At 72.6% G+C, this 19,162-nt stretch carries 20 protein-coding genes and 1 pseudogene; 5 read left to right on the plus strand and 16 right to left on the minus strand.

The features are described from left to right. Positions 1–103: 103 nt before the first annotated feature. The 7 genes from OG218_RS07100 to OG218_RS07130 form a co-directional block, all read right to left on the minus strand. Positions 104–1,906, minus strand: coding sequence for an ABC-F family ATP-binding cassette domain-containing protein (locus tag OG218_RS07100; RefSeq protein WP_328292505.1), 1,803 nt, complete (start codon positions 1,904–1,906; stop codon positions 104–106). After that, entirely contained in the window at positions 1,906–2,880 is a 975-nt protein-coding gene (locus tag OG218_RS07105; protein ID WP_328292506.1) for a 4-(cytidine 5'-diphospho)-2-C-methyl-D-erythritol kinase, read from the minus strand. Before OG218_RS07105 ends, OG218_RS07100 begins: the two co-directional genes overlap by 1 nt. 51 nt (positions 2,881–2,931) lie before the next feature. Then, entirely contained in the window at positions 2,932–3,798 is an 867-nt protein-coding gene (gene rsmA, locus OG218_RS07110) for a 16S rRNA (adenine(1518)-N(6)/adenine(1519)-N(6))-dimethyltransferase RsmA (protein ID WP_328292507.1), read from the minus strand. Further along, a complete protein-coding gene (locus OG218_RS07115) occupies positions 3,771–4,964 on the minus strand; it encodes a ubiquitin-like domain-containing protein (RefSeq protein ID WP_328292508.1) in 1,194 nt (397 codons plus the stop codon). The genes rsmA and OG218_RS07115 overlap by 28 nt, the downstream gene beginning before the upstream one ends. A 191-nt stretch (positions 4,965–5,155) precedes the next feature. Next, the gene (locus OG218_RS07120) at positions 5,156–5,977 is read right to left on the minus strand and encodes a TatD family hydrolase (protein ID WP_328292509.1); all 822 of its coding nucleotides are present in this window, start codon (positions 5,975–5,977) and stop codon (positions 5,156–5,158) included. Further along, positions 5,974–7,776 carry a methionine--tRNA ligase gene (metG, locus tag OG218_RS07125; protein WP_328292510.1) on the minus strand — a complete coding sequence of 601 codons (1,803 nt, stop codon included), beginning with the start codon at positions 7,774–7,776 and terminating at the stop codon, positions 5,974–5,976. Before metG ends, OG218_RS07120 begins: the two co-directional genes overlap by 4 nt. Positions 7,777–7,786: 10 nt before the next feature. Then, positions 7,787–8,908, minus strand: coding sequence for an acyltransferase (locus OG218_RS07130; protein WP_328292511.1), 1,122 nt, complete (start codon positions 8,906–8,908; stop codon positions 7,787–7,789). A 113-nt stretch (positions 8,909–9,021) separates the two neighbouring features. Between OG218_RS07130 and OG218_RS07135 the strand changes: the two genes are divergently transcribed. Together OG218_RS07135 and OG218_RS07140 are read left to right on the plus strand one after the other, a co-directional pair. Continuing rightward, complete coding sequence (locus tag OG218_RS07135; RefSeq protein WP_328292512.1) at positions 9,022–9,231, plus strand: DUF3072 domain-containing protein; 210 nt, start codon at positions 9,022–9,024, stop codon at positions 9,229–9,231. An 18-nt stretch (positions 9,232–9,249) separates the two neighbouring features. Continuing rightward, positions 9,250–9,984, plus strand: coding sequence for a VOC family protein (locus OG218_RS07140; RefSeq protein ID WP_328292513.1), 735 nt, complete (start codon positions 9,250–9,252; stop codon positions 9,982–9,984). Here the strand turns inward: OG218_RS07140 and OG218_RS07145 are convergent. Further along, positions 9,981–10,943, minus strand: a complete 963-nt coding sequence (locus OG218_RS07145) for a quinone oxidoreductase family protein (protein ID WP_328292514.1) — start codon at positions 10,941–10,943, stop codon at positions 9,981–9,983. The genes OG218_RS07140 and OG218_RS07145 overlap by 4 nt on opposite strands. Before the next feature lie 43 nt (positions 10,944–10,986). Next, entirely contained in the window at positions 10,987–12,018 is a 1,032-nt protein-coding gene (locus OG218_RS07150) for a LacI family DNA-binding transcriptional regulator (protein ID WP_328292515.1), read from the minus strand. A gap of 140 nt (positions 12,019–12,158) precedes the next feature. Between OG218_RS07150 and arfA the strand changes: the two genes are divergently transcribed. After that, positions 12,159–13,670 carry an arabinosylfuranosidase ArfA gene (gene arfA, locus OG218_RS07155; protein ID WP_328292516.1) on the plus strand — a complete coding sequence of 504 codons (1,512 nt, stop codon included), beginning with the start codon at positions 12,159–12,161 and terminating at the stop codon, positions 13,668–13,670. 1 nt (position 13,671) lies between these two features. Here the strand turns inward: arfA and OG218_RS07160 are convergent, their stop codons facing one another. From OG218_RS07160 to OG218_RS07175, 4 genes are read right to left on the minus strand one after another with little or no spacing between them, the layout of a single operon-like run. Continuing rightward, on the minus strand, positions 13,672–14,034 hold the full coding sequence (locus OG218_RS07160) for a hypothetical protein (RefSeq protein WP_328292517.1): 363 nt from the start codon (positions 14,032–14,034) through the stop codon (positions 13,672–13,674). Between the two features lie 7 nt (positions 14,035–14,041). Further along, positions 14,042–14,935, minus strand: coding sequence for a DNA/RNA non-specific endonuclease (locus OG218_RS07165; RefSeq protein ID WP_328292518.1), 894 nt, complete (start codon positions 14,933–14,935; stop codon positions 14,042–14,044). A 59-nt stretch (positions 14,936–14,994) separates the two neighbouring features. Next, positions 14,995–15,240, minus strand: coding sequence for a TipAS antibiotic-recognition domain-containing protein (locus tag OG218_RS07170; protein WP_328296222.1), 246 nt, complete (start codon positions 15,238–15,240; stop codon positions 14,995–14,997). Between the two features lie 15 nt (positions 15,241–15,255). Further along, positions 15,256–15,756 carry a MerR family transcriptional regulator gene (locus OG218_RS07175; RefSeq protein ID WP_328292519.1) on the minus strand — a complete coding sequence of 167 codons (501 nt, stop codon included), beginning with the start codon at positions 15,754–15,756 and terminating at the stop codon, positions 15,256–15,258. 122 nt (positions 15,757–15,878) lie between these two features. Between OG218_RS07175 and OG218_RS07180 the strand changes: the two genes are divergently transcribed. Then, complete coding sequence (locus OG218_RS07180; protein ID WP_328292520.1) at positions 15,879–16,463, plus strand: hypothetical protein; 585 nt, start codon at positions 15,879–15,881, stop codon at positions 16,461–16,463. On the opposite strand, the gene OG218_RS07185 is transcribed toward OG218_RS07180, so the two are convergent. The 3 genes from OG218_RS07185 to OG218_RS07195 form a co-directional block, all read right to left on the minus strand. Continuing rightward, on the minus strand, positions 16,441–17,103 hold the full coding sequence (locus tag OG218_RS07185; protein ID WP_328292521.1) for a PadR family transcriptional regulator: 663 nt from the start codon (positions 17,101–17,103) through the stop codon (positions 16,441–16,443). The two genes, OG218_RS07180 and OG218_RS07185, sit on opposite strands and share 23 nt — an antisense overlap. A gap of 89 nt (positions 17,104–17,192) precedes the next feature. Then, positions 17,193–17,582, minus strand: a complete 390-nt coding sequence (locus OG218_RS07190; RefSeq protein WP_328292522.1) for a VOC family protein — start codon at positions 17,580–17,582, stop codon at positions 17,193–17,195. After that, complete coding sequence (locus tag OG218_RS07195) at positions 17,579–17,872, minus strand: ArsR/SmtB family transcription factor (RefSeq protein WP_328292523.1); 294 nt, start codon at positions 17,870–17,872, stop codon at positions 17,579–17,581. The genes OG218_RS07190 and OG218_RS07195 overlap by 4 nt, the downstream gene beginning before the upstream one ends. A gap of 459 nt (positions 17,873–18,331) precedes the next feature. On the opposite strand from OG218_RS07195, the pseudogene OG218_RS26600 reads away from it, so the two are divergent. Further along, positions 18,332–18,490, plus strand: a pseudogene (locus tag OG218_RS26600) (DapH/DapD/GlmU-related protein); the annotation flags it as partial. Positions 18,491–19,162 lie beyond the last annotated feature (672 nt).

Below are 19,162 nucleotides of genomic sequence, written 5' to 3' on the forward strand. Positions count from 1 at the left end.
ACCGTCCTGGTGCAGGAATCGTCCGGTTGGCGTCACCCGTTCGACGCAATGGTCACCAGACGCAACTGTCGGTGATCGAAACGCTCGCCGGCCCCGCAACGCGTCACTCCGCCAGCTCGGAGGCCTCCAGCCAGCTCTCCTCGAGGTGCTCCCGCTCCGCGCTCAGGGAGCGCAGCTCGGCGTCCAGCGTGGTCACCGCGGCCACGTCGGTGGCCTTCTCGACCATCTGCGCGTGCAACTCCACCTCGCGCTGGTCGAGCTTCTGCAGCTGCCGTTCGATGCGGCCCATCTCCTTGCGCGCGGCCCGCACGGCGGCCCCGTCGACGACGGTCACCGCCGCACCCTGGGTCTGAGGTGCAGGTCGAGCCTGGCCCGCGGCCTTCAGCACCGCACGGCGCTGCAGGTACTCCTCCACCCCGTTCGGCAGGTCGCGCACGGCCCCGTCGCCCAGCAGCGCCACCTGGCGGTCGGTGATCCGCTCGAGCAGGTACCGGTCGTGGCTGACGACGACGAGCGTGCCCGGCCACCCGTCGAGGAGGTCCTCGACGGCGGCCAGGGTGTCGGTGTCGAGGTCGTTCGTCGGCTCGTCCAGCAGCAGCACGTTCGGCTCGGCCATCAGCAGCCGCAGCAGCTGCAGCCGACGACGTTCACCGCCGGAGAGGTCGTCGACGCGGGTCCAGGCCCGCTGGGCCGTGAACCCGAGCCGCTCCAGCAGCTGTCCCGCCGGCACGTCGCGGTCCCCGAGCCGGACGTGGCTGGCGACCTTGTCCACGGCCTCCAGGGCCCGCAGCTCGCCGACCTCGTCGAGCTCGAGCACCTCCTGGGTGAGCGTGGCGACGACGACGGTCGACCCGCGCTTCACCCGCCCGGAGTCCGGTTCCAGCGTGTCGTTGACCAGGCGCAGCAGCGAGGACTTCCCGGCGCCGTTGACGCCGACGATCCCGATCCGGTCCCCCGGCCCCAACCGCCAGGTCACCTTGTCGAGCAGCGTCTTCCCGCGGAAGGCGAGCGTGACGTCCTCGAGGTCGACGACGTCCTTGCCGAGGCGGGTGGTGGCCATCTTCGCGAGCTCGACGGTGTCGCGCAGCGGTGGGACGTCCTCGATGAGGGCGTTGGCGGCGTCGATGCGGAAGCGCGGTTTGCTCGTGCGGGCCGGCGCCCCGCGGCGCAGCCACGCGAGCTCCTTGCGCAGCAGGTTCTGCCGGCGCTCCTCCGTCACGGCGGCGACGCGGGAGCGTTCGGCCCGGGTCAGGACGTAGGCGGCGTACCCACCCTCGTAGGGGTCGACGACCCCGTCGTGGACCTCCCAGACGCGCTCGCAGACGGCGTCGAGGAACCACCGGTCGTGGGTGACGACCAGCAGCGCGCCGGACCCGAGCGGCCAGCGGGTGCGCAGGTGCTCGGCCAGCCAGGCCACGCCCTCGACGTCGAGGTGGTTGGTCGGTTCGTCGAGGACGACGATGTCGTGGTCGTCGGCGAGCAGCGCGGCGAGCGCGACGCGACGGCGCTGCCCCCCCGACAGCGTGGAGACGACGGCCTCCAGGCCTCCGACGTCGGAGGCCTCGAGGTCGCCCAGCAGCCCCGCGACGACGTCGCGGATGCGCGACTGCGAGGCCCAGGCGTGGGCCGGCTGGTCGCCCAGGACGGCCTCGCGGACTGTGGCGCCCGGCGCCAGGGTGTCGGTCTGGGACAGCATCCCCATCCGCAGCCCCCCGGTGTGGGTGACGCGACCGCCGTCGGCCTCCTGGGACTTCGCGAGCAGGCGCAGCAGGGTCGACTTGCCGTCGCCGTTGCGGCCGACGACGCCGATGCGGTCCCCGTCGGAGACCCCCAGCGACACCCCGTCCAGCAGGGTGCGCGAGCCGTGGACGACGGTGAGTTGTTCGGCGCTGATGAGGTTGGCCATCAGGACCTCCCTCCGGGAGTGGGTGTGGAGACGGCTTCGAGGACCTGGGCGCCGGGGACCGGTCCGGTGGCGGTGCGCAGACGCTCGGTCCCGAAGACGGGGGCGAGGTCGAGCGCGAGCCGACGGGCGGCGGGGGCCGAGGGGGCGAGGAGGGCGACGGTGGGGCCGGAGCCGGAGACGATCCCGGCGAGCGCCCCGGCGCGACGGCCGACGGCGATCGTCGCGGCGAGACCGGGGGCCAGGGCGAAGGCGGCGTCCTGCAGGTCGTTGGACAGCGCCGCCCCGAGGGCGTCGGCGTCGCCGCTGCGCAGCGCCGTCTCGACGGCCTCGAGCCGGCCGGGGCGGGGTTCGTACCCGCTCGCGCGCTGCCGGTCGCACTCGGCGAAGACGGTGGGGGTGGACAACCCCTCCTCGCCGAGGACGAAGACCCACGCGAAGGAGGCGTTGGTCAGGACGGGGACGAGGTGTTCGCCCCGGCCGGTGCCGACGGCGGTGCGACCGTGCAGGCCGAAGGGGACGTCGGACCCGAGTTCGGCGCCGAGTTCGGCGAGCGCGTCGAGGCCGGAACGCAAGCGCCACAGCGCGTCGCAGGCCACCAGGGCCGCGGCGGCGTCGGCGGAGCCGCCGGCCATGCCGCCGGCGACCGGGACCTCCTTGCGCACGTGCAGGTGGACCGCCTCGGTGACACCGGCCCGCTCGGCCAGCAGTCGCGCGGCCCGCACCGCGAGGTTGGTGTCGTCCAGCGGCACGCCGCCGACGTCGGTGCCGCCCACGCCCTCGACGGTGACGGTGAACTCCTCGGCGGGGGTGACGGTCACCTCCTCGTGCAGCGAGACGGCCTGGAAGACCGTCACGAGGTCGTGGAAGCCGTCGTCGCGTCGGGGGCCGACCTGCAGGAGCAGGTTGACCTTCGCGGGGGCACGCACGGTGACCGAGGGGAGCTCGGGGGGTGCGTTGCGGGGACTGCCGGACACGAGGTCCGACCCTACGGTGTCCGGGACCGCTCCCCCGCCGCGACGGTGCCCTCAGCCCACGCGGTGCGCGGCGATCCGGGCGAAGTCCTCCACGCGGAGCTGCTCGCCCCGCACGGACGGCTCGATCCCCGCCGCCCGCAGCGCCTCCTCGGCCAGCGCGGGCGATCCGGCCCAGCCGGCGAGCGCCGCGCGCAACGTCTTGCGGCGCTGGGCGAAGGCGGCGTCGACGACGGCGAAGACCTCTTCGCGGGTGGCGGTCGTCTCCGGGGCAGGGCGCCCGGTGAAGGCGACGAGACCGGAGTCGACGCGGGGCACGGGCCAGAACACCGGCGGGGGGACGGACCCGGCGCGCCGGGCCGCGGCGTACCAGGCCGTCTTGACGCTGGGCACGCCGTAGGTGCGGCTGCCGGGTGGGGCGACGAGCCGGTCGGCGACCTCGGACTGGACCATGACGAGGCCGCTGCGCAGGCTCGGGAAGCGCGCGAGCATCGTCAGCAGGACGGGGACGGCGACGTTGTAGGGCAGGTTCGCGACGAGCGCGGTGGGCGCGGGGCCGGGCAGTTCCTCGACCTGGAGCGCGTCGGCGAGGACGACCTCGAACTCGGCGCCCGCGCGGCCGCGGGCCGCGACGGTGGCCGGGAGTTCGGCGGCGAGGACCGGGTCGATCTCGACGGCGACGACGCGGTCGACGGCCTCGAGCAGGGCGAGGGTCAGGGAACCGAGCCCCGGACCGACCTCCACGACGACGTCCTCGGACCTCAGGTCCGCGACCCGCACGATCTTGCGGACGGTGTTGGCGTCGACGACGAAGTTCTGACCGAGGGTCTTCGTCGGACGGATGTCGAGCTTGTCGGCCAGGTCGCGAACGTCCCTGGCCGACAAGAGGGAACTCAGAGGTTCTTGCCGCACACGGGCCATTGTCCGGCACCGGCGCGCTGGTAGAGCAGCTTGGCGCGGTAGGTCTGCTCGCCGGCGGAGGCCTGGCTCGGCAGCCCGCTGCCGCCGACGGCCTTCCAGGTGGAGACGCTGAACTGGTAGAGGCCGTGGTACTTGCCGTTGCTGGAGACGATCGAGGGGTTCCCGCCCGACTCGCAGCGGGCCAGCGCGCCCCAGTTGAGGCCGTCGGCGCTGCCGCCCACGGACCCGCCGCCGCCCGAGGAGCTGGAGGCGCCGGAGGAGCTGGGGGCCGCGGCCGGCGCGGCGAGCGGGACGGGCTTGGGCTTGGCCTTCGTCCCGACCTGCACGACCTCCTCGACGGGAGCGTCGTCGACGACCTCACCGGTCACGTCGTGCTGGCTGCGGACGCCGTCGCGGAAGACGTCGGCGTAGCTGAGGGTCTTGGACCCGTCGACGCCGGGCGTGACGACCTTCTTCTCGCCTGTGAAGAGGGTGTCGGTGTTCTCGGTGCGGCTGCCGTGGGCGATGGCCACGGTCTCGGTGCTGGCGGAGCGGTCGACGCGGACGACGGTGACGACCATGCCGGCGCTCAGCGCGTCGGCGCCGGCGTTGGACATCTCGTCGCCCGGGCGCATCGTGACGCCGGCCTCGGCGAGCAGGCCGTTGACGTCGGCGGCGGTGCTGGTGAGGTTCCTGGTCTGACCGTCGGCGAGGACGGTCACGGCCTTGGGGGTGGTGACGTCGAGGGCGAGGCCCGCACGGCCCAGCGGTTCGGAGCGGGAGGCGGAGAGCTTGGCCCCGTCGGCGCGGACGTCGAGGTCGGACAGCGCCGCGTCGACGGTCTGCGCGGTGGTCCAGTAGGTCTTGGTCTGACCGTCGACGGTGAGGGTCAGCTGACGGCCGTAGCGGACCACGATGGTCTGGCCGTCGGAGACGTCGGTGGTCGCGGCGGGGGCGACGAGGTCGTGCTCCCCGACGGTGATGCCCTGCTTCTCGAGCACGTCGGCGACGGTGCCGCCGAAGGCGCTCGCCTGCGTCCGCGCTCCGTCGGCGTCGATGACGACGTCCTTGTCGAAGGCCGTGAAGGCCACGGTGCCACCGACCACGGCGGCGAGGCAGGTGCCTCCCGCGGCGATGCGCACGGTGCGGGAGGAGCGGCGGACCGCGGAGGCGAGGGGGAACGGCACGAGGGATCCTTCGACGATGTGCCCGGGCACGAGTTCCCGGACGCAGGCCCGCGCGGAGGGACCCCCGTCCCCACGTCGAACCGTTCGGTCCGGCCACCTCGATCCGGCCGACAGGAGCGGACCGTAACCGCTCCGAGACCTTCTCGACAAGTCCCCGTGACCGCTTGAGCCGCCGGAACCCCTTCGGCCCCTCACCAGGGGCCGTAGACCGCCTCCGTCGTGGCGGTGATCGCGGCGCACAGCTCGTCGAGGTCGCAGTCCAGCGTCGCGGCCATCGAGCGGACCGTCAGGGGCACCAGGTAGCCGGCGTTGGGCCGGCCGCGGTGGGGCGTCGGGGTCAGGTACGGGGCGTCGGTCTCGACCATGATCCTGTCCCGCGGGGCGACCCGCAGAGCCTCCCGCAACGGGTCGGCGTTCTTGAACGTGACCGTCCCCGCGAACGACAGGTAGTACCCGGCGTCGCCGCAGACCCGCGCCATCGCGGCGTCCCCGGAGAAGCAGTGGAACACCGTCCTCTCCGGGGCACCCTCCTCGCGCAGGACGCGCAGGACGTCGTCGTGGGCGTCGCGGTCGTGGATCTGCAGCGCGAGGCCGAGTTCCTTGGCGAGGCGGATGTGGGCGCGGAAGGACTCCTGCTGGACCTCGACGCCCTCGGGGCCCGTGCGGAAGTGGTCCAGACCCGTCTCGCCGATGACCCGGACGCGCGGGTGCGCGGCGAGGGTGCGGATCTCCTCGAGGGCGGCCTCGTACTCCCCCGCGGCCACGAGGTCGGGGATCTCGTTGGGGTGCAACGCGATTCCCCCGAGCAGCTCCGGGTGGCGGTCGAGGGCCGCCACCGTCCAGCGGGCCGCGGGGAGGTCGCAGCCGATCTGGACGCTGCGCGGCACCCCGGCCGCCGCGGCGGCGGACAACAGCACCGCGACGTCCTCGGGGGTCTCCGAGTCGAGGTGGGTGTGGTTGTCGATCACCGCGACGGCCAGCGGTTGCGGCGCGGGCGGGCGTTCGCCCCTCACTTCTGCAACCGGGCCAGTTCCTCCTCGACGACGGCCGCGACGTCGAGCTTGGTGAAGACCGGCGTCGGGGTGGCCACCGGCGTCCCGGGGACGACCGGGTGCGAGGCCCACTCCGGCAGCGTCTCCCCGCGGCGGTAGTCGCCCGTGAGGATCGGGTAGTCGCGGCCGTCGTCGAGGTCGGTGACCTCGCGCAGCTCCGGCATCGGCGAGACGGTGCCGGTGCCGCCGAAGGCCTCGTGCACCTTCTGCGCCGAGTGCGGCAGGAAGGGCGAGAGCAACGTCCGGCAGTCGGAGACGGCCTGCGCCGTGACGTGCAGCACCGACTTCATCCGCTCGGGGTCGGAGTTCTTGATCTTCCAGGGTTCCTGCTCGGTCAGGTACTTGTTGACCTCGCCGACGACGCGCATGGCCTCGCCGATCCCGGCGCGCTGGCGGTGGTGGGAGATGAGGTCCCCGACCGTCCCGAACCCGGCGCGGGTGGTGGTGAGCAGGGTGCGGTCGGCGTCGGTGAGCTCACCGGCGGCGGGGATCTCCCCCACGTTCTTGGCGATGAGCGAGGCCGTCCGGTTCACCAGGTTGCCCCAGCCCGCGACGAGCTCGGAGTTCGTCCGGGTGGCGAACTCCTGCCAGGTGAAGTCGGAGTCGTTGTTCTCCGGACCGGCCGCGGAGATGAAGTAGCGCAACGCGTCCGGCTGGTAGCGGGCCAGCACGTCGCGGACGTAGATGACGACCCCCCGGCTGGAGGAGAACTGCTTGCCCTCCATCGTGAGGAACTCGCTCGCCACGACCTCGGTGGGCAGGTTGAGGTTCCCGAACTTGCCCGGGGCCCCACCCTTCGCCCCCCGCCCGTCGTAGGCCAGCAGCTCGGCCGGCCAGATCTGGGAGTGGAAGGTGATGTTGTCCTTGCCCATGAAGTAGTACGACTCCGCGGACGGGTCGGTCCACCAGGCCTTCCACGCGTCCGGGTCACCGCTGCGCCGGGCCCACTCCACCGAGGCGGACAGGTAGCCGATGACGGCGTCGAACCACACGTAGAGCCGCTTGGCGGGGTTGTCCTCCCAGCCCTCGAGCGGGATCGGGATGCCCCAGTCGATGTCGCGGGTCATGGCCCGGGGCTTCATGTCCGCGAGCAGGTTCTGCGAGAACTTCAGGACGTTGGGGCGCCAGCGCCCCGTGTCGGCGCGCGTCTGCAACCACGAGCCGAGGACCTCGGCCAGCGCGGGCAGGTCGAGGTAGAAGTGCTCGGTCTCGACGAAGACGGGCGTCTCGCCGTTGATCCGGCTGCGCGGGTTCTTCAGCTCGATCGCGTCGAGCTGGTTGCCGCAGTTGTCGCACTGGTCGCCGCGGGCGCCGTCGTAGCCGCAGATCGGGCAGGTGCCCTCGACGTAGCGGTCGGGCAGGGTGCGGCCCGTGGACGGGGAGATGGCCCCCATCCCCTTCCGCGCGACCATGTAGCCGTTCTGGTGGACCGTGCGGAACATCTCCTGCACGACGGAGTAGTGGTTCGCGGTGGTGGTCCGGGTGAACAGGTCGTAGGAGAGGCCGAGGCCGTGCAGGTCCTCGGCGATGACGCGGTTGTAGCGGTCGGCGAGCTGCTGCGGGGTCACGCCCTCCTGCTCGGCCTGGACGAGGATCGGCGTCCCGTGCTCGTCGGTGCCCGACACCATGAGGACGTCGTGACCCGCCATCCGCATGTAGCGGCTGAACACGTCGGAGGGGACGCCGAAGCCGGCGACGTGGCCGATGTGCCGGGGCCCGTTGGCGTAGGGCCAGGCCACCGCGGAGAGGACGTGGGTCATGGTCAGGAGTCTAGGCGGGCGGGACGAGCAGGGCGGGCGACCTCCTCCGCGTCGGCAGGGCGAAGAGCCAGCCGGCCCCGACCCGCTGCGCCAGCGTCTGCGCCGCCAGGCAGCACCACGCGATCGCGAGGGTCAGCACGAGCGGGTACACCAGCACCAGCAGCAGCTGCGCCGGGTGCGGCAACGCCCCGAACAGGGGTTCGGTGACGGCGGCCAGCGGTCGCTGCACCACGATGAGGACGAGTCCGTGCAGGGCGTAGACCGGCAGGGTCCGTCGCCCCAGCCGCAGCAGCGGGGACGCCGCCCGCGGGAACCACGTGACGAACAGGACGGCCAGCAGCATCCCGGCGACCACGGCCCCGGCCCGGGTCGGGATCTCCAGGACCGCAGCCGGCACCCGCGGCAGGTCGAGGACGCGGACGGCGCCGAGCACCGCCACCAGGACGACGACGACCGCGAGCAGGGCCAGCGGCCGGGGACGTCGCGACAGTCGCCGGACCTGCTCGGGGAACCGCGCCCCGGCCAGGAACCAGACGAGGTTCTCCAGGACGGAGTGGGTGTCGCCCGCCCCGGGCAGGACGCCCGAGAAGGAGGCGACGGCCAGCGCCGCGGCCAGCGCGACGGGGACGGGCGCCGGCCACGACCGGGTGGCCCGCGCGAGCACGAAGTACACGGCGAGGGCGTAGAGGTACCAGAGTCCCGTCGAGGCGGTCAGCGCCGCACCCGGCAGACCGGAGGCGTGCTCGGGGGCCATGAAGGTCGGGATCCCGACCGCGAGCGCGACCCCGAAGCCCACCAGCATCCACAGGACGTGCAGGTAGAGGTTCTGCCCGACCCGGCCTCGGACCGACGCGCGCCAGGGCCGCGTCAGCGCCCGGGCGGCGAAGAACCCCGACACCGCGAAGAACAGCGGCATGCGCACGGGTCGCAGGACGACGTCGAGGAGGTCCCAGAGCGGCGGGGCGCCGGCCGCCGCGTACCAGCGCGACTCCTCCACGTGGAGGTAGGTCACGTGCCCCAGGACGACCAGCAGGATGCAGACGGCCTTGGCGGCGTCGGGCCAGGCCACGCGCGGTGGCGGTGCAGCGACCAGGGACCTCACGGCCCGTTCCGCCGCGGCGTCGTACGCCACGGTTCCCCCTCCACGACAGTTCAGTGGGCACACGGTATCGGCCGGTGGCGGGGCCGGGAACTCGCGTCACCCGTCGGCGCGCGCACTTCGTACAGGCGTCGTACGGTCAGCCGGTGAGCGAAACCCCCGACCCCACCCAGAACGCCGAGAAGGACCCCGAGACCTGGGTCACCGGCGACGAGCCCATGACCGGTCCGCAGAAGAGCTACCTGCAGACCCTGGCCCGCGAAGCCGGACGCGAGGTCCCCGAGGACCTCGACAAGGCCCGCGCCTCCGAGATGATCGACGAACTGCAGCAGGAGACCGGCCGCGGGAACTCCTGAACGGCTAGCCTCGCGGACGTGGACAGCCGCTTGGTGAACGTGGTCGTGAACGCCGTCGACCCCGGCCACCTCTCCCGCTGGTGGGCGCAGGCCCTCTCGTGGCGCGTCGGGTACTCCGACGCGGACGAGATCGACGTGGTCCCACCGGCGGGCGAACCCGGTCTGGAACTCGTGTTCCTGCAGGTGCAGGACGAGAAGGTCGCTCCCAACCGCGTGCACCTCGACCTGGACACCTCCTCGACCGCCGAACAGCGGGAGACCGTGGAGTTCCTGCTCGACCTCGGAGCCCGTCGCGCGGACGTGGGCCAGGGGGAGGCTCCCTGGGTGGTCCTGGCCGACCCCGAGGGGAACGAGTTCTGCGTCCTCGACCCGAGACCGGAGTACGACAGGACCGGCACCATCGCCGCCGTCGTCTGCCAGGCCCGCGACCCGCAGGGCCTCGCCGACTTCTGGGCCCCCGTCGCCGGTTTCAGCGTGGCCCGTTCCAGCCCGCAGGTGTCCGCGCTGCGGGCCGGGAACCGCGGCCCGTTCCTGGAGTTCGTCTCCTCCCCCACCCCGCACACGGTGAAGAACCGCTGGCACCTCGACGTCCGCGCCACCCGGACCGGCCCCGGCCGGGAACGCGTCATCGCCGACGCCCTCGCGGCCGGGGCCCGCCACGCCGACGTCGGTCAGGGCGACGGTGCCGGCTGGACCGTCCTGGCCGATCCCGAGGGCAACGAGTTCTGCGTCCTGAGCGGCACCGTCGACTAGGGGATCACCAGGAGCTTGCCCGTGGTGCGGCGCGCTTCGAGGTCCTCGTGGGCCCGGCGGGCGTCGGCTAGCGGGTAGGTGTGTCCGATCCGCACGACGAGGTCCCCGGCCGCGATCCAGCCGAAGACCTCCTCGGTCCGCGACACCAGCTCCGCCCGGTCCCGGGTGTAGGAACCCAGCGTCGGACGGGTCAGGAACAGCGATCCGCCGGTGTTGAGCCGTTGGACGTCGAAGGGCGGGACCTGACCGCTCGAACCACCGAAGAGCACCATCAACCCCCTGGGGCGCAGGGCGTCCAGGCTCGCGTCGAAGGTGTCCTTGCCCACGCTGTCGTAGACGACGTCGACTCCGCGCCCGCCGGTCAGTTCGCGGGCCCGCGCGCTCGCCCCGTCGTAGCCGACGACGTCGTCCGCGCCCGCCGCGCGCGACAACTCGGCCTTCTCCGGCGTCGACACCGTGGTGAGGACCTTCGCCCCGCGCAGCTTCAGCATCTGCGTCAGCAGCAACCCCACCCCGCCGGCCCCGGCGTGCAGCAACGCCCAGGTGCCCTCGGTGACGGCGAAGGTGTCGGTGCAGAGGTAGTGCGCGGTCAGGCCCTGGAGCATCACCGCGGCCGCCGTGGCGGCCTCGACCCCCTCGGGCACCGGGACGAGTTCCTCCTGGGCCACGAGGACCTGTTCCGCGTAGCTCCCGGGCGCCTCCTTCCAGGCGACGAGCTGCCCGACGGTGAACCCCTCGACCCCCGGGCCGAGCCGGGCCACCCGCCCCGCGCCCTCGCTGCCGAGCACCGTCGGCAGCTGCAGCGGGTACACCCCGCTCCGGCGGTAGGTGTCGATGAAGTTCACACCCGCCGCCTCCACGTCGACGAGGACCTGGCCGGACCCGGGTTCCGGGGTGGTCAGCTCGGTGACGGTGAGGACCTCGGGTCCCCCGGTCGCTTCGATCTGCACGGCTCGCACGGGCCGATGCTGCCACCCCGCCCCGGTGGCGGCCCGGCCGGCGTCAGCCGCCGGAGCTCTCCCGGACCACGAGCCGGCCGGTCACCGTGAGCAGCCGTTCCGGGCCGTCGTGCCCCGCGAGGCGGTCGGCCAGCAGGCCCATGGCCAGGTCGGCCATCTCGGAACGGTCCAGCGTGATCGTGGTCAGGGTGGGCGCGCTGTAGCGGGCCTGCTCGACGTCGTCGACCCCCATGACGGCGACGTCCTGCGGCACCCGCAGTCCCAGCCCGCGCAACGCGTGCATCGCCCCGAAGGCCAGCAGGTCGTTGGCCGCGAAGATCGCGTCGACGTCGGGGCGGGCGGCCATCAGCGCCAGGGTCCCCTCGTAGCCGTACGCGCGGTCCCACTCGGGCAGCGGCCACAGCAGCGACGGGTCGAACTTGAGCTTCGCCCGGCGCAGGGCCCTGCGGTAGCCCTCGATGCGCTGGGCCACCACCGGGGGCCGCGTCGACGTCTGGAGCTTGTCCCCGAGGAAGGCGATGGTGTGGCGGCCGACCTCGGTCAGGTGGCGGACGGCGATGTCCCCGAGGTCGACGGAGTCGATGGTGACGCGGTCGTAGCCCGACCCCTCGCCGTGCTCGCCGATCAGGACGGCCGGCGTCGAGTCGCGGCGCTGCGCCAGCTCCCCCCCGGGCATGGTCAACGGGACGAAGACCAGGCCGTCGACCAGTCGCACGGGGAAGCCGTTGGCGACCTCGCGCTCGCGTTCGAGGTCCCCGTCGGTCTGCTCCACGAGCAGCGTGATCCCGCGGGCCCGGGCCGCGGTCACCAGGGCGGAGGTCAGCTCGCCGTAGTAGGGACTCGTCACGTTGGGCAGCGCGAGCGCGACCAGTCCCGTCCGGCCCTGCCGCAGTTGACGCCCGATCCCGTTGGGGCGGTAGTCGAGCCGCTCGATGACGACCTTGACGCGCTCGCGCATCTCCGGCCGCACGTGCGGGTGGTCGTTGACGACGTTGGACACCGTCTTGATGGACACGCCGGCCGCCTCGGCCACGTCCCGCAGCGTCGTGGGTCGCGAACCGGTTCGGGGAGGCACCGGCGCATTCTTGCACCGCGCACCTTGACGGCGCTGCAGCTTTCGCGTTGACTGCCTTCCAACGTTGCAATCGTGCTGACCGACCCTTCACACCGCCGTGGCCATCACACAGTCGTGACCGTCAAAACAGGAGACCAACCGTGCGCACCGCTCGTCTCGCCCTCGACCCCGCCTTCACCGTGGGTCCCGTCCCGCGGAGGCTGTTCGGCTCGTTCGTCGAGCACATGGGCCGCTGCGTCTACACCGGCATCTTCGAACCCGACCACCCGAGCGCGGACGAGGACGGCCTGCGGACCGACGTGCTCGAACTCACCAAGGAGATCGGCCCGACCGTCGTCCGCTACCCCGGCGGGAACTTCGTCTCCGGTTTCGACTGGGAGGACTCCGTCGGCCCCCGCGAGGACCGTCCGCGCCGCATCGACCGCGCCTGGCGTTCCGTCGAGACCAACCAGTTCGGTCTCGCGGAGTTCGACGCCTGGGCCCGCAAGGTCGAGACCGAGACGATGATGGCGGTGAACCTCGGCACCCGTGGGCTGCAGGAGGCCTGCGACCTGCTGGAGTACGCGAACCTGAACTCCGGGACGAAGTTCGCGGACCTGCGCAAGGCGCACGGCAGCAAGGACCCCTTCGACATCAAGCTCTGGTGCCTCGGCAACGAGCTCGACGGTCCCTGGCAGACCGGCCACAAGACGGCCGCGGAGTACGGCCGGCTCGCCGCCGAGACCGGCATGGCGATGCGCTCGATCGACCCCGACATCGAACTCGTCGCCGTGGGTTCCTCCAGCCGTGCGATGCCGACGTTCGGCGAGTGGGAGCAGACCGTCCTGGAACTCTCCTACCACGCGGTCGACTACGTCTCGCTGCACGCCTACTACCAGGAGCACGACGGCGACGCCGCCAGCTTCCTGGCCTCCGCGGTCGACATGGACCTCTTCATCGACCAGGTCGTCGCGACGGCGGACGCGGTGCGCGCCAAGGGCAAGCACTCCAAGCGCATCAACCTGAGCTTCGACGAGTGGAACGTCTGGTACCAGTCGAAGCCCCACCACGCCGAGGGTGTCGAACCCTGGGACGTCGCCCCGCGCGTCATCGAGGACGAGTACTCGATCACCGACGCCGTCGTCGTCGGAACCCTGCTGAACTCCCTCCTCCGCCACTCCGACCGCGTGCACATCGGCGCGCAGGCGCAGCTCGTGAACGTCATCGGCCTGCTGCGCAGCGAACCCGGCAAGGAGGCGTGGAAGCAGTCCATCGCCCACCCCTTCGAGCAGATGCGCCGCCTCGCGACGGGCAACGTGCTTCAGGTCGTCACGACCAGCGAGAAGTACGAGACCGACAAGTTCGGCGACGTCGACGTCGTGGACGCCGCGGCGACCTACGACGACGAGTTCCTCACGCTGTTCCTGGCCAACCGCGACCAGACCGAACCAGCCTCGGTCGAGGTCCCGCTGCGGGGGTTCGACGTGGACCGCCTCGTGTCGGCGAAGGTCCTCGCGGCCACCGAGGGGCAGGACCGCCACACCACCAACCTCGAGGGCGACCACCAGGCCGTCGGTCTGCGCACCCTCGACGAGGTCACCGTGACCGCCGAGCAGGCGACGATCGTGCTGCCCCCGCTGTCCTGGGCCGTCGTCCAGCTCCGCAAGGGCTGACCTACAGCTCGTCCAACCGCAGGCGCAGCAGTTCGCTGAGTTCCACGGACTCGCCGTCGCGGGCGCCGCGACCGACCTGCAGGGGCGGTTCCGAGGGGCTGATCACGACCCCCCGGAACCGTCCGGCCAGGCTCGGCGCCACGTCGAGGACGTAGTACTCCCCCGCGGGCCCGACCGCGAGGGAACCGTTGGCGCGCAGGTACCACCCCACGAGGTCGGTCCGGTACCGCGCCGAGCCGGCGCGGGCCCGCAGCGCCTCCGGTGCGATCCCCCGACGGCGCAGTTCGCCGACGAAGTCGCGCAGCAGCTCCTGCGCCCGGACGGTCTCGGCCGCCCGGGCGCGCTCCCACCACTCCGCCGTCACCCGGCCACTACAGCAGCAGGTCCGCGGCCCGGCCAACGGGGCGCCAGAGCGGGACCTCGCCCTCGGCGCTGGAGACCGGGACCAGCCCCGGCATCCGGTCCGCCGCGACGAGCGGCCCGAAGTCGAGCCGGGTGAGGTCGGTGACGTCCGCGACGGGAACCTGGAACGTCCGGAACCCGCCCAGTTCGGGGACCTCCCGGGAACGCGGCGACCCGACGATCTCCTCCACCAGCGGGGTCTGGTCGAGGACGAAACCGGCGCTGGCGAGCACCGACACCTCCTCGGAGGGGTCGAGGTCGAGGGGTTGCGGCAGCAGGTACGCCGCGATCTTGTAGAAGCGACGCGGGATCCGCACACCGCGGTACTCGGGGTCGTCGTCCGCGAACACCGGTCCGCTCACCACGACGAGGCGCTGGTCCCACTGCCTGGCGTAGGCCAGGACGTGGTCCTCCAGCCCGAGCCACAGCTCCAGCGACTGGTTGAACGTCGAGGCCTGCGGGGCCGCGTTGGCGTAGGAGAACGTGTCGGCGTTGGCCCGCACCGCGTCGACCCCCCAGCCGGGGTCGCGGCGGCGCACCAGGTGTCCGCGGTCGAAGTCGTTGCGCGCGTAGAGCTCGGCACCGGCCTGGTCGTCGGGGCCCAGCCGCGGGTCGAGGAACCACTGGTCCCCCGACCGTTCGACGTCCACCAGGGAGGCGCCGTCGACGGCGACGACCGTCGCGGCCGCGAGGCGCCGGTCCGGCCGCTGCACGATGGAGAAGTGCGTGTACGGCAGGACGACGACCTCGGCCCCGTCGAGGGGTTCGGGCAACGGGACCAGCGGACCAGGCGCCAGGAACCGGGGGTCGAACCCCGCCCGGCCGAGAAGTTGCAGTCCCTGCGCCGTCTGCGTCTCGCTCATCCTCCGAGGGTGCACCCGACCTCCGACACGAGGGCCGTCCTGCGGGTGACGGGAGGGTGTCAGCTCAACGCACGGTCCGCGAACACGTCCGCCGCCCGGGCCAGGAAGTCGGCCGTGCCCGGTCCGGCGGCGTCGTAGGCCGCGCGGAACCGCCCATCCTCGACGTACATCCGCACCAACCCGCGGTACGCGGCCGCGTCGGGGGTCCAGAACACCGAGACCCAGGCGCGGTGGCGCCGCACGAGGTCCTGGACGGCCGGGGCACCCGGATCCTCCCCCACGGCGGCGGCCAGGCCGGCGGCGATCGCCTCGTGCTCGCGCTAGTGCTCCGCGCGGCCCTGCGGCCCGAGCTCGGACCACGTCCGGCCGGCGTCGTCGTGGGCGAGGCGCCCCCAGCGCTCGACGACCTCCTCCTCGTACCGTCCTGCGTCGAAACCGTCGAACATCCGAGACACCTCGATCTCCTTCCCGTCGGCCCCGTCGCCACCCTGGGACAACGTGGTGCGCACGCTCGTGGTGAGCCGGGCGATCCGGTCCGCCTGCTCCTCCAGCAGGGCGAGGTGCGTCCGCAGGGCGGCGACCTCGTCGACCCGGGCCTCGAGGACGTCGGCGATGGCCGCCAGGCCCAGACCCAGCTCGCGCAGCAGCAGGATCCGCTGCAACCGGCGCAGGGCGACGGCGTCGTAGTAGCGGTAGCCGTTGGCCCCGGTGCGGCTGGGGGTCAGCAGTCCGACGTCGTCGTAGTGGCGCAGGGTGCGGGCCGTCGCTCCCGTGGCCGTGGCGACCTCGTGGATCGTCCACTCCCGTGTTCTCGCGTGCACGGGACGACGGTAGGAGTTGACGCCACGACAACTGCAAGCCCGGGACTCAAGGGATCGCCGTCTCGTGACGACACGAACGCTCAGTGGACAGGAACGTCCAGGCCGACGGAGGAGGATTTCTCGTGCGTGTCACGCGGGCTGTCGTGCTGCTCCCGGTCCCTGCGGGCGACCTGCCTGCGCTGGATGCCTGCCTGGAGCACCTGGCGGCCGCGGCCGACGAGGCCTCCGCGGCCGGCATCCCCACGACCCTCGTGCTCGCGACGTCCTGCGACGCCCCTGCGTTGGCCCCGCTCCTCGGCGACTGGGGCCCGTTGGTCGACCTGCTGGACGACGTGGAGCTGACCGTCGACCACCACCCCGACGACACGCGCTCCCGCGGGGAACTGCGCGAGCTGACGGCCCACACCCTGGCCGCCCTCGTCGTGGACCCGGCAGAGGTCGTCGTCCTCACCACCACCTGCGACGTCGGCGTGAGCGTCGGGTGGATCACCGAGCACGTCCGTCACCACCGGGCGGGCGCGAAGGCCAGCACCGGTCCGGTCCGCGGGTCCGAGGGTCCGCACGAACCGGGCGCCAACCTCGCCGTCCGGGCGGACCTGCTGTCCACCGGCGCGCTCGCGCCCGACGGCTGGCGGCAGGTCCACCTCGTCCACGCGGTGACCCCTGTCGTGGCGACCCCGCAGGTCATCCTCCGGGCGTTTCCCTGAGGTCCTCGGCGAGGATCCCCAGCAGTTCCCGGCGCGCCTTCTCGAGCACGTCGCCGGCCCGCTGGAGGTCGCCGGGACGACCGGACAGCGCGATCTGCTGGTAGGTCATCGCGATCGAGCCGAGCTGCCTGCGCACCTGGTGCGCGCGCTCCCGGTCGGGTCCGCCGTCGAGGTTCTCCCACGGCGGCGGGGTCTCGGAGTACTCCTGCTCGACGTAGGCGCGACCCTCGTCGGTCAGGGTGAACTGCTTGGCGTCCGCGGGGTCCGCCGCGACGAGCCCCTCGTCCTGCAACTGCTGCAGGATCGGGTAGACCGACCCCGGGCTCGGCTTCCACTCACCGTCGCTGCGGCGGGTGACCTCCCCGATGATGCGGTAGCCGTTGCTCGGCCCCTCGGCCAGGAGCACGAGGACCGCGGCCCGCACGTCACCGCGCGGGCGACGGCCGCCACCCCGGCCGAACCCCCCGAAACCGCGTCCGGGGCCCCGCCCCTCGAACATCTCGCCGAACGCGGCGAACCCGGGGCCGAAACCCCGTCCGGGTCCGCCGAACGGGCCGCCACCGCCGGGGTGGTGCCCCCGGCCGTCCTGACGTCCTTCCCACGCGCCGCCCCACGGGCCGGCGAATCGGTTGCCTCTCATGTCTGCACCTCCGGGTCATCGCGCAGCCTCGTGCTGTCGCGATGCCTCAACGATATATCGCTATGGCTCGGAAGTGAAGAGGTGAGTGGTCAGGAGTCCAGGGACTGGATCTGCAGCAGGTTCCCGCACGTGTCGTCGAGCACCGCCGTGGTGACCGGACCCATCACCGTCGCCGGCTGGGTGAAGACGACCCCGAGGGCGGCGAGGCGCTCGGCCTCCGCGGCGGCGTCCTCGACGACGAAGGCCGCGCTCGGGATGCCGTCGGCCACGAGCCCCTCGGTGTAGGCGATGGCGACGGGATGCTCCCGCGGCTCGAGGACCAGCTCGACGCCGTCCGGGTCCTCGGGTGAGACCACGGTCAGCCAGCGGTGCTCGCCGAGCGGCACGTCGACCTTCTTCACGAAGCCGAGCACCTCCGTGTAGAAGGCCAGGGCCTTGTCCTGGTCGTCGACGAACACGCTCGTGTACGCGATCCTCATGCTGGTCGCCACCTCTCCTCGATCTCGGTCAGGAACCTGCGCAGTGGAGACGGGTCCAGGTCCAGGAACGTGTAGCGCCCCTCCCGGCGGAGCACGACGAGCCCGACCCCCTCGAGGACCGCGAGGTGCTGCGAGACGGCCTGGCGGGTCGAACCCGAGCCGTGCCGTTCGATCAGGCGCACCCGCAGCTCGAAGAGGGTCTGACCGCTGCGCCGGGTCAGCTCGTCGAGGATCGCGCGCCGGGTCGGATCCGCCAGCGCCTTGAACACGTCGTCCACACGTCCTGACATTGGCAAGTTCACACTTGCCTGTCAAGGGAGCGGCGGCGGTGCTAGCGTGTGAGCAAGCGCTTTCCAGTGACGGGAGGACGACCGGTGAGCAGGTTCGACGTCGAACCCTGGGGATTCCGCCGCGAGGCGACCGCGGCCGAGCGGGAGGAGCAGCAGGCCTTCCACGACGAGCACCCGAAGTGGTCGCTCGGCGTCGACACGTTCGTCAGCCGGCTGGCCGCCGTCGAGACCGACTCCCTGGTCCTGGGCGACCGTTCCTACGTCGCGGCGAACGCCTACCTCAGCCACGACGTCCGCTTCGGCGCCGACTGCACCGTGAACGTCTTCGCCGTGGTCCGCGGCGACGTGCGCTGCGGGGACGGTGTCCGCATCGGGGCCCACACGTCGATCCTCGGGTTCAACCACGGCATCGAACCCGGGACGCCGGTGTTCCGGCAGCCGCTGAGTTCGCGCGGGATCGTCATCGGCGACGACGTCTGGATCGGGTCGAACGTCGTCGTGCTCGACGGCGTCCACGTCGGGGACCACGCCGTCCTCGCCGCGGGCGCGGTCGTCACCCGGGACGTCGCCGCCGGGGCGATCGTCGGCGGGAACCCGGCCCGTCGGATCCGCTGGCGGGTTCCGCCGGCCGGGGCAGGCGACGACCTGGCGACCGCGCTCGGGCAGTTCGAGGAACGGGCCCGGTCCCAGGCCGGCGACGTCCTGGCGAGGTGCTGGAACCCGTCGCTACCCGGTGGCCAGTTCACCGACTCCCCCGGCGCCGGCCCCACCGTCCGCGCCCAGGCCGACGCCCTCGAGATCGCCGCCTACCTGCTCGACGACGCCCCGCCGCAACTCCCCCGCGACGAGCAGTTGGCCCGGCTCACGGCGCTCCAGGACCCGGAGACGGGGTTGGTGCCGTTGTTCGGCGCCGACGGCCTCCCCGTCCCGGGAACCCCGGACGCCGGCGACGGCAACGTGCTCTACCACGCACTCTCCGTGGGCTACGCCCTCGACGTGTTCGGTGAGCGGTTCTCGCGCCCGATCGGGTACTTCGCCCGGATGACCGCACCAGAACTCCTGGAGAACCTCGACGGCCTCCCGTGGGACGGCCGGGCGTGGGGTTCCGGGGCCTGGGTGGACGCGGCGGGGACCGCGTTCCGCTGGAACCTGGCCCGCGGGGAGCGCGGGGTCCCCGGAACCCTGGAGGCGCTCTTCGGCTGGCTCACGGCGCGCGCCGCGCCCGGTACCGGCATGTGGGGGACCCCCGCCCCGGGCGAGGGGGTGCTGCAGGTCGTCAACGGTTTCTAC

This window comes from Kineococcus sp. NBC_00420 (assembly GCF_036021035.1).
Classification (GTDB): domain Bacteria; phylum Actinomycetota; class Actinomycetes; order Actinomycetales; family Kineococcaceae; genus Kineococcus.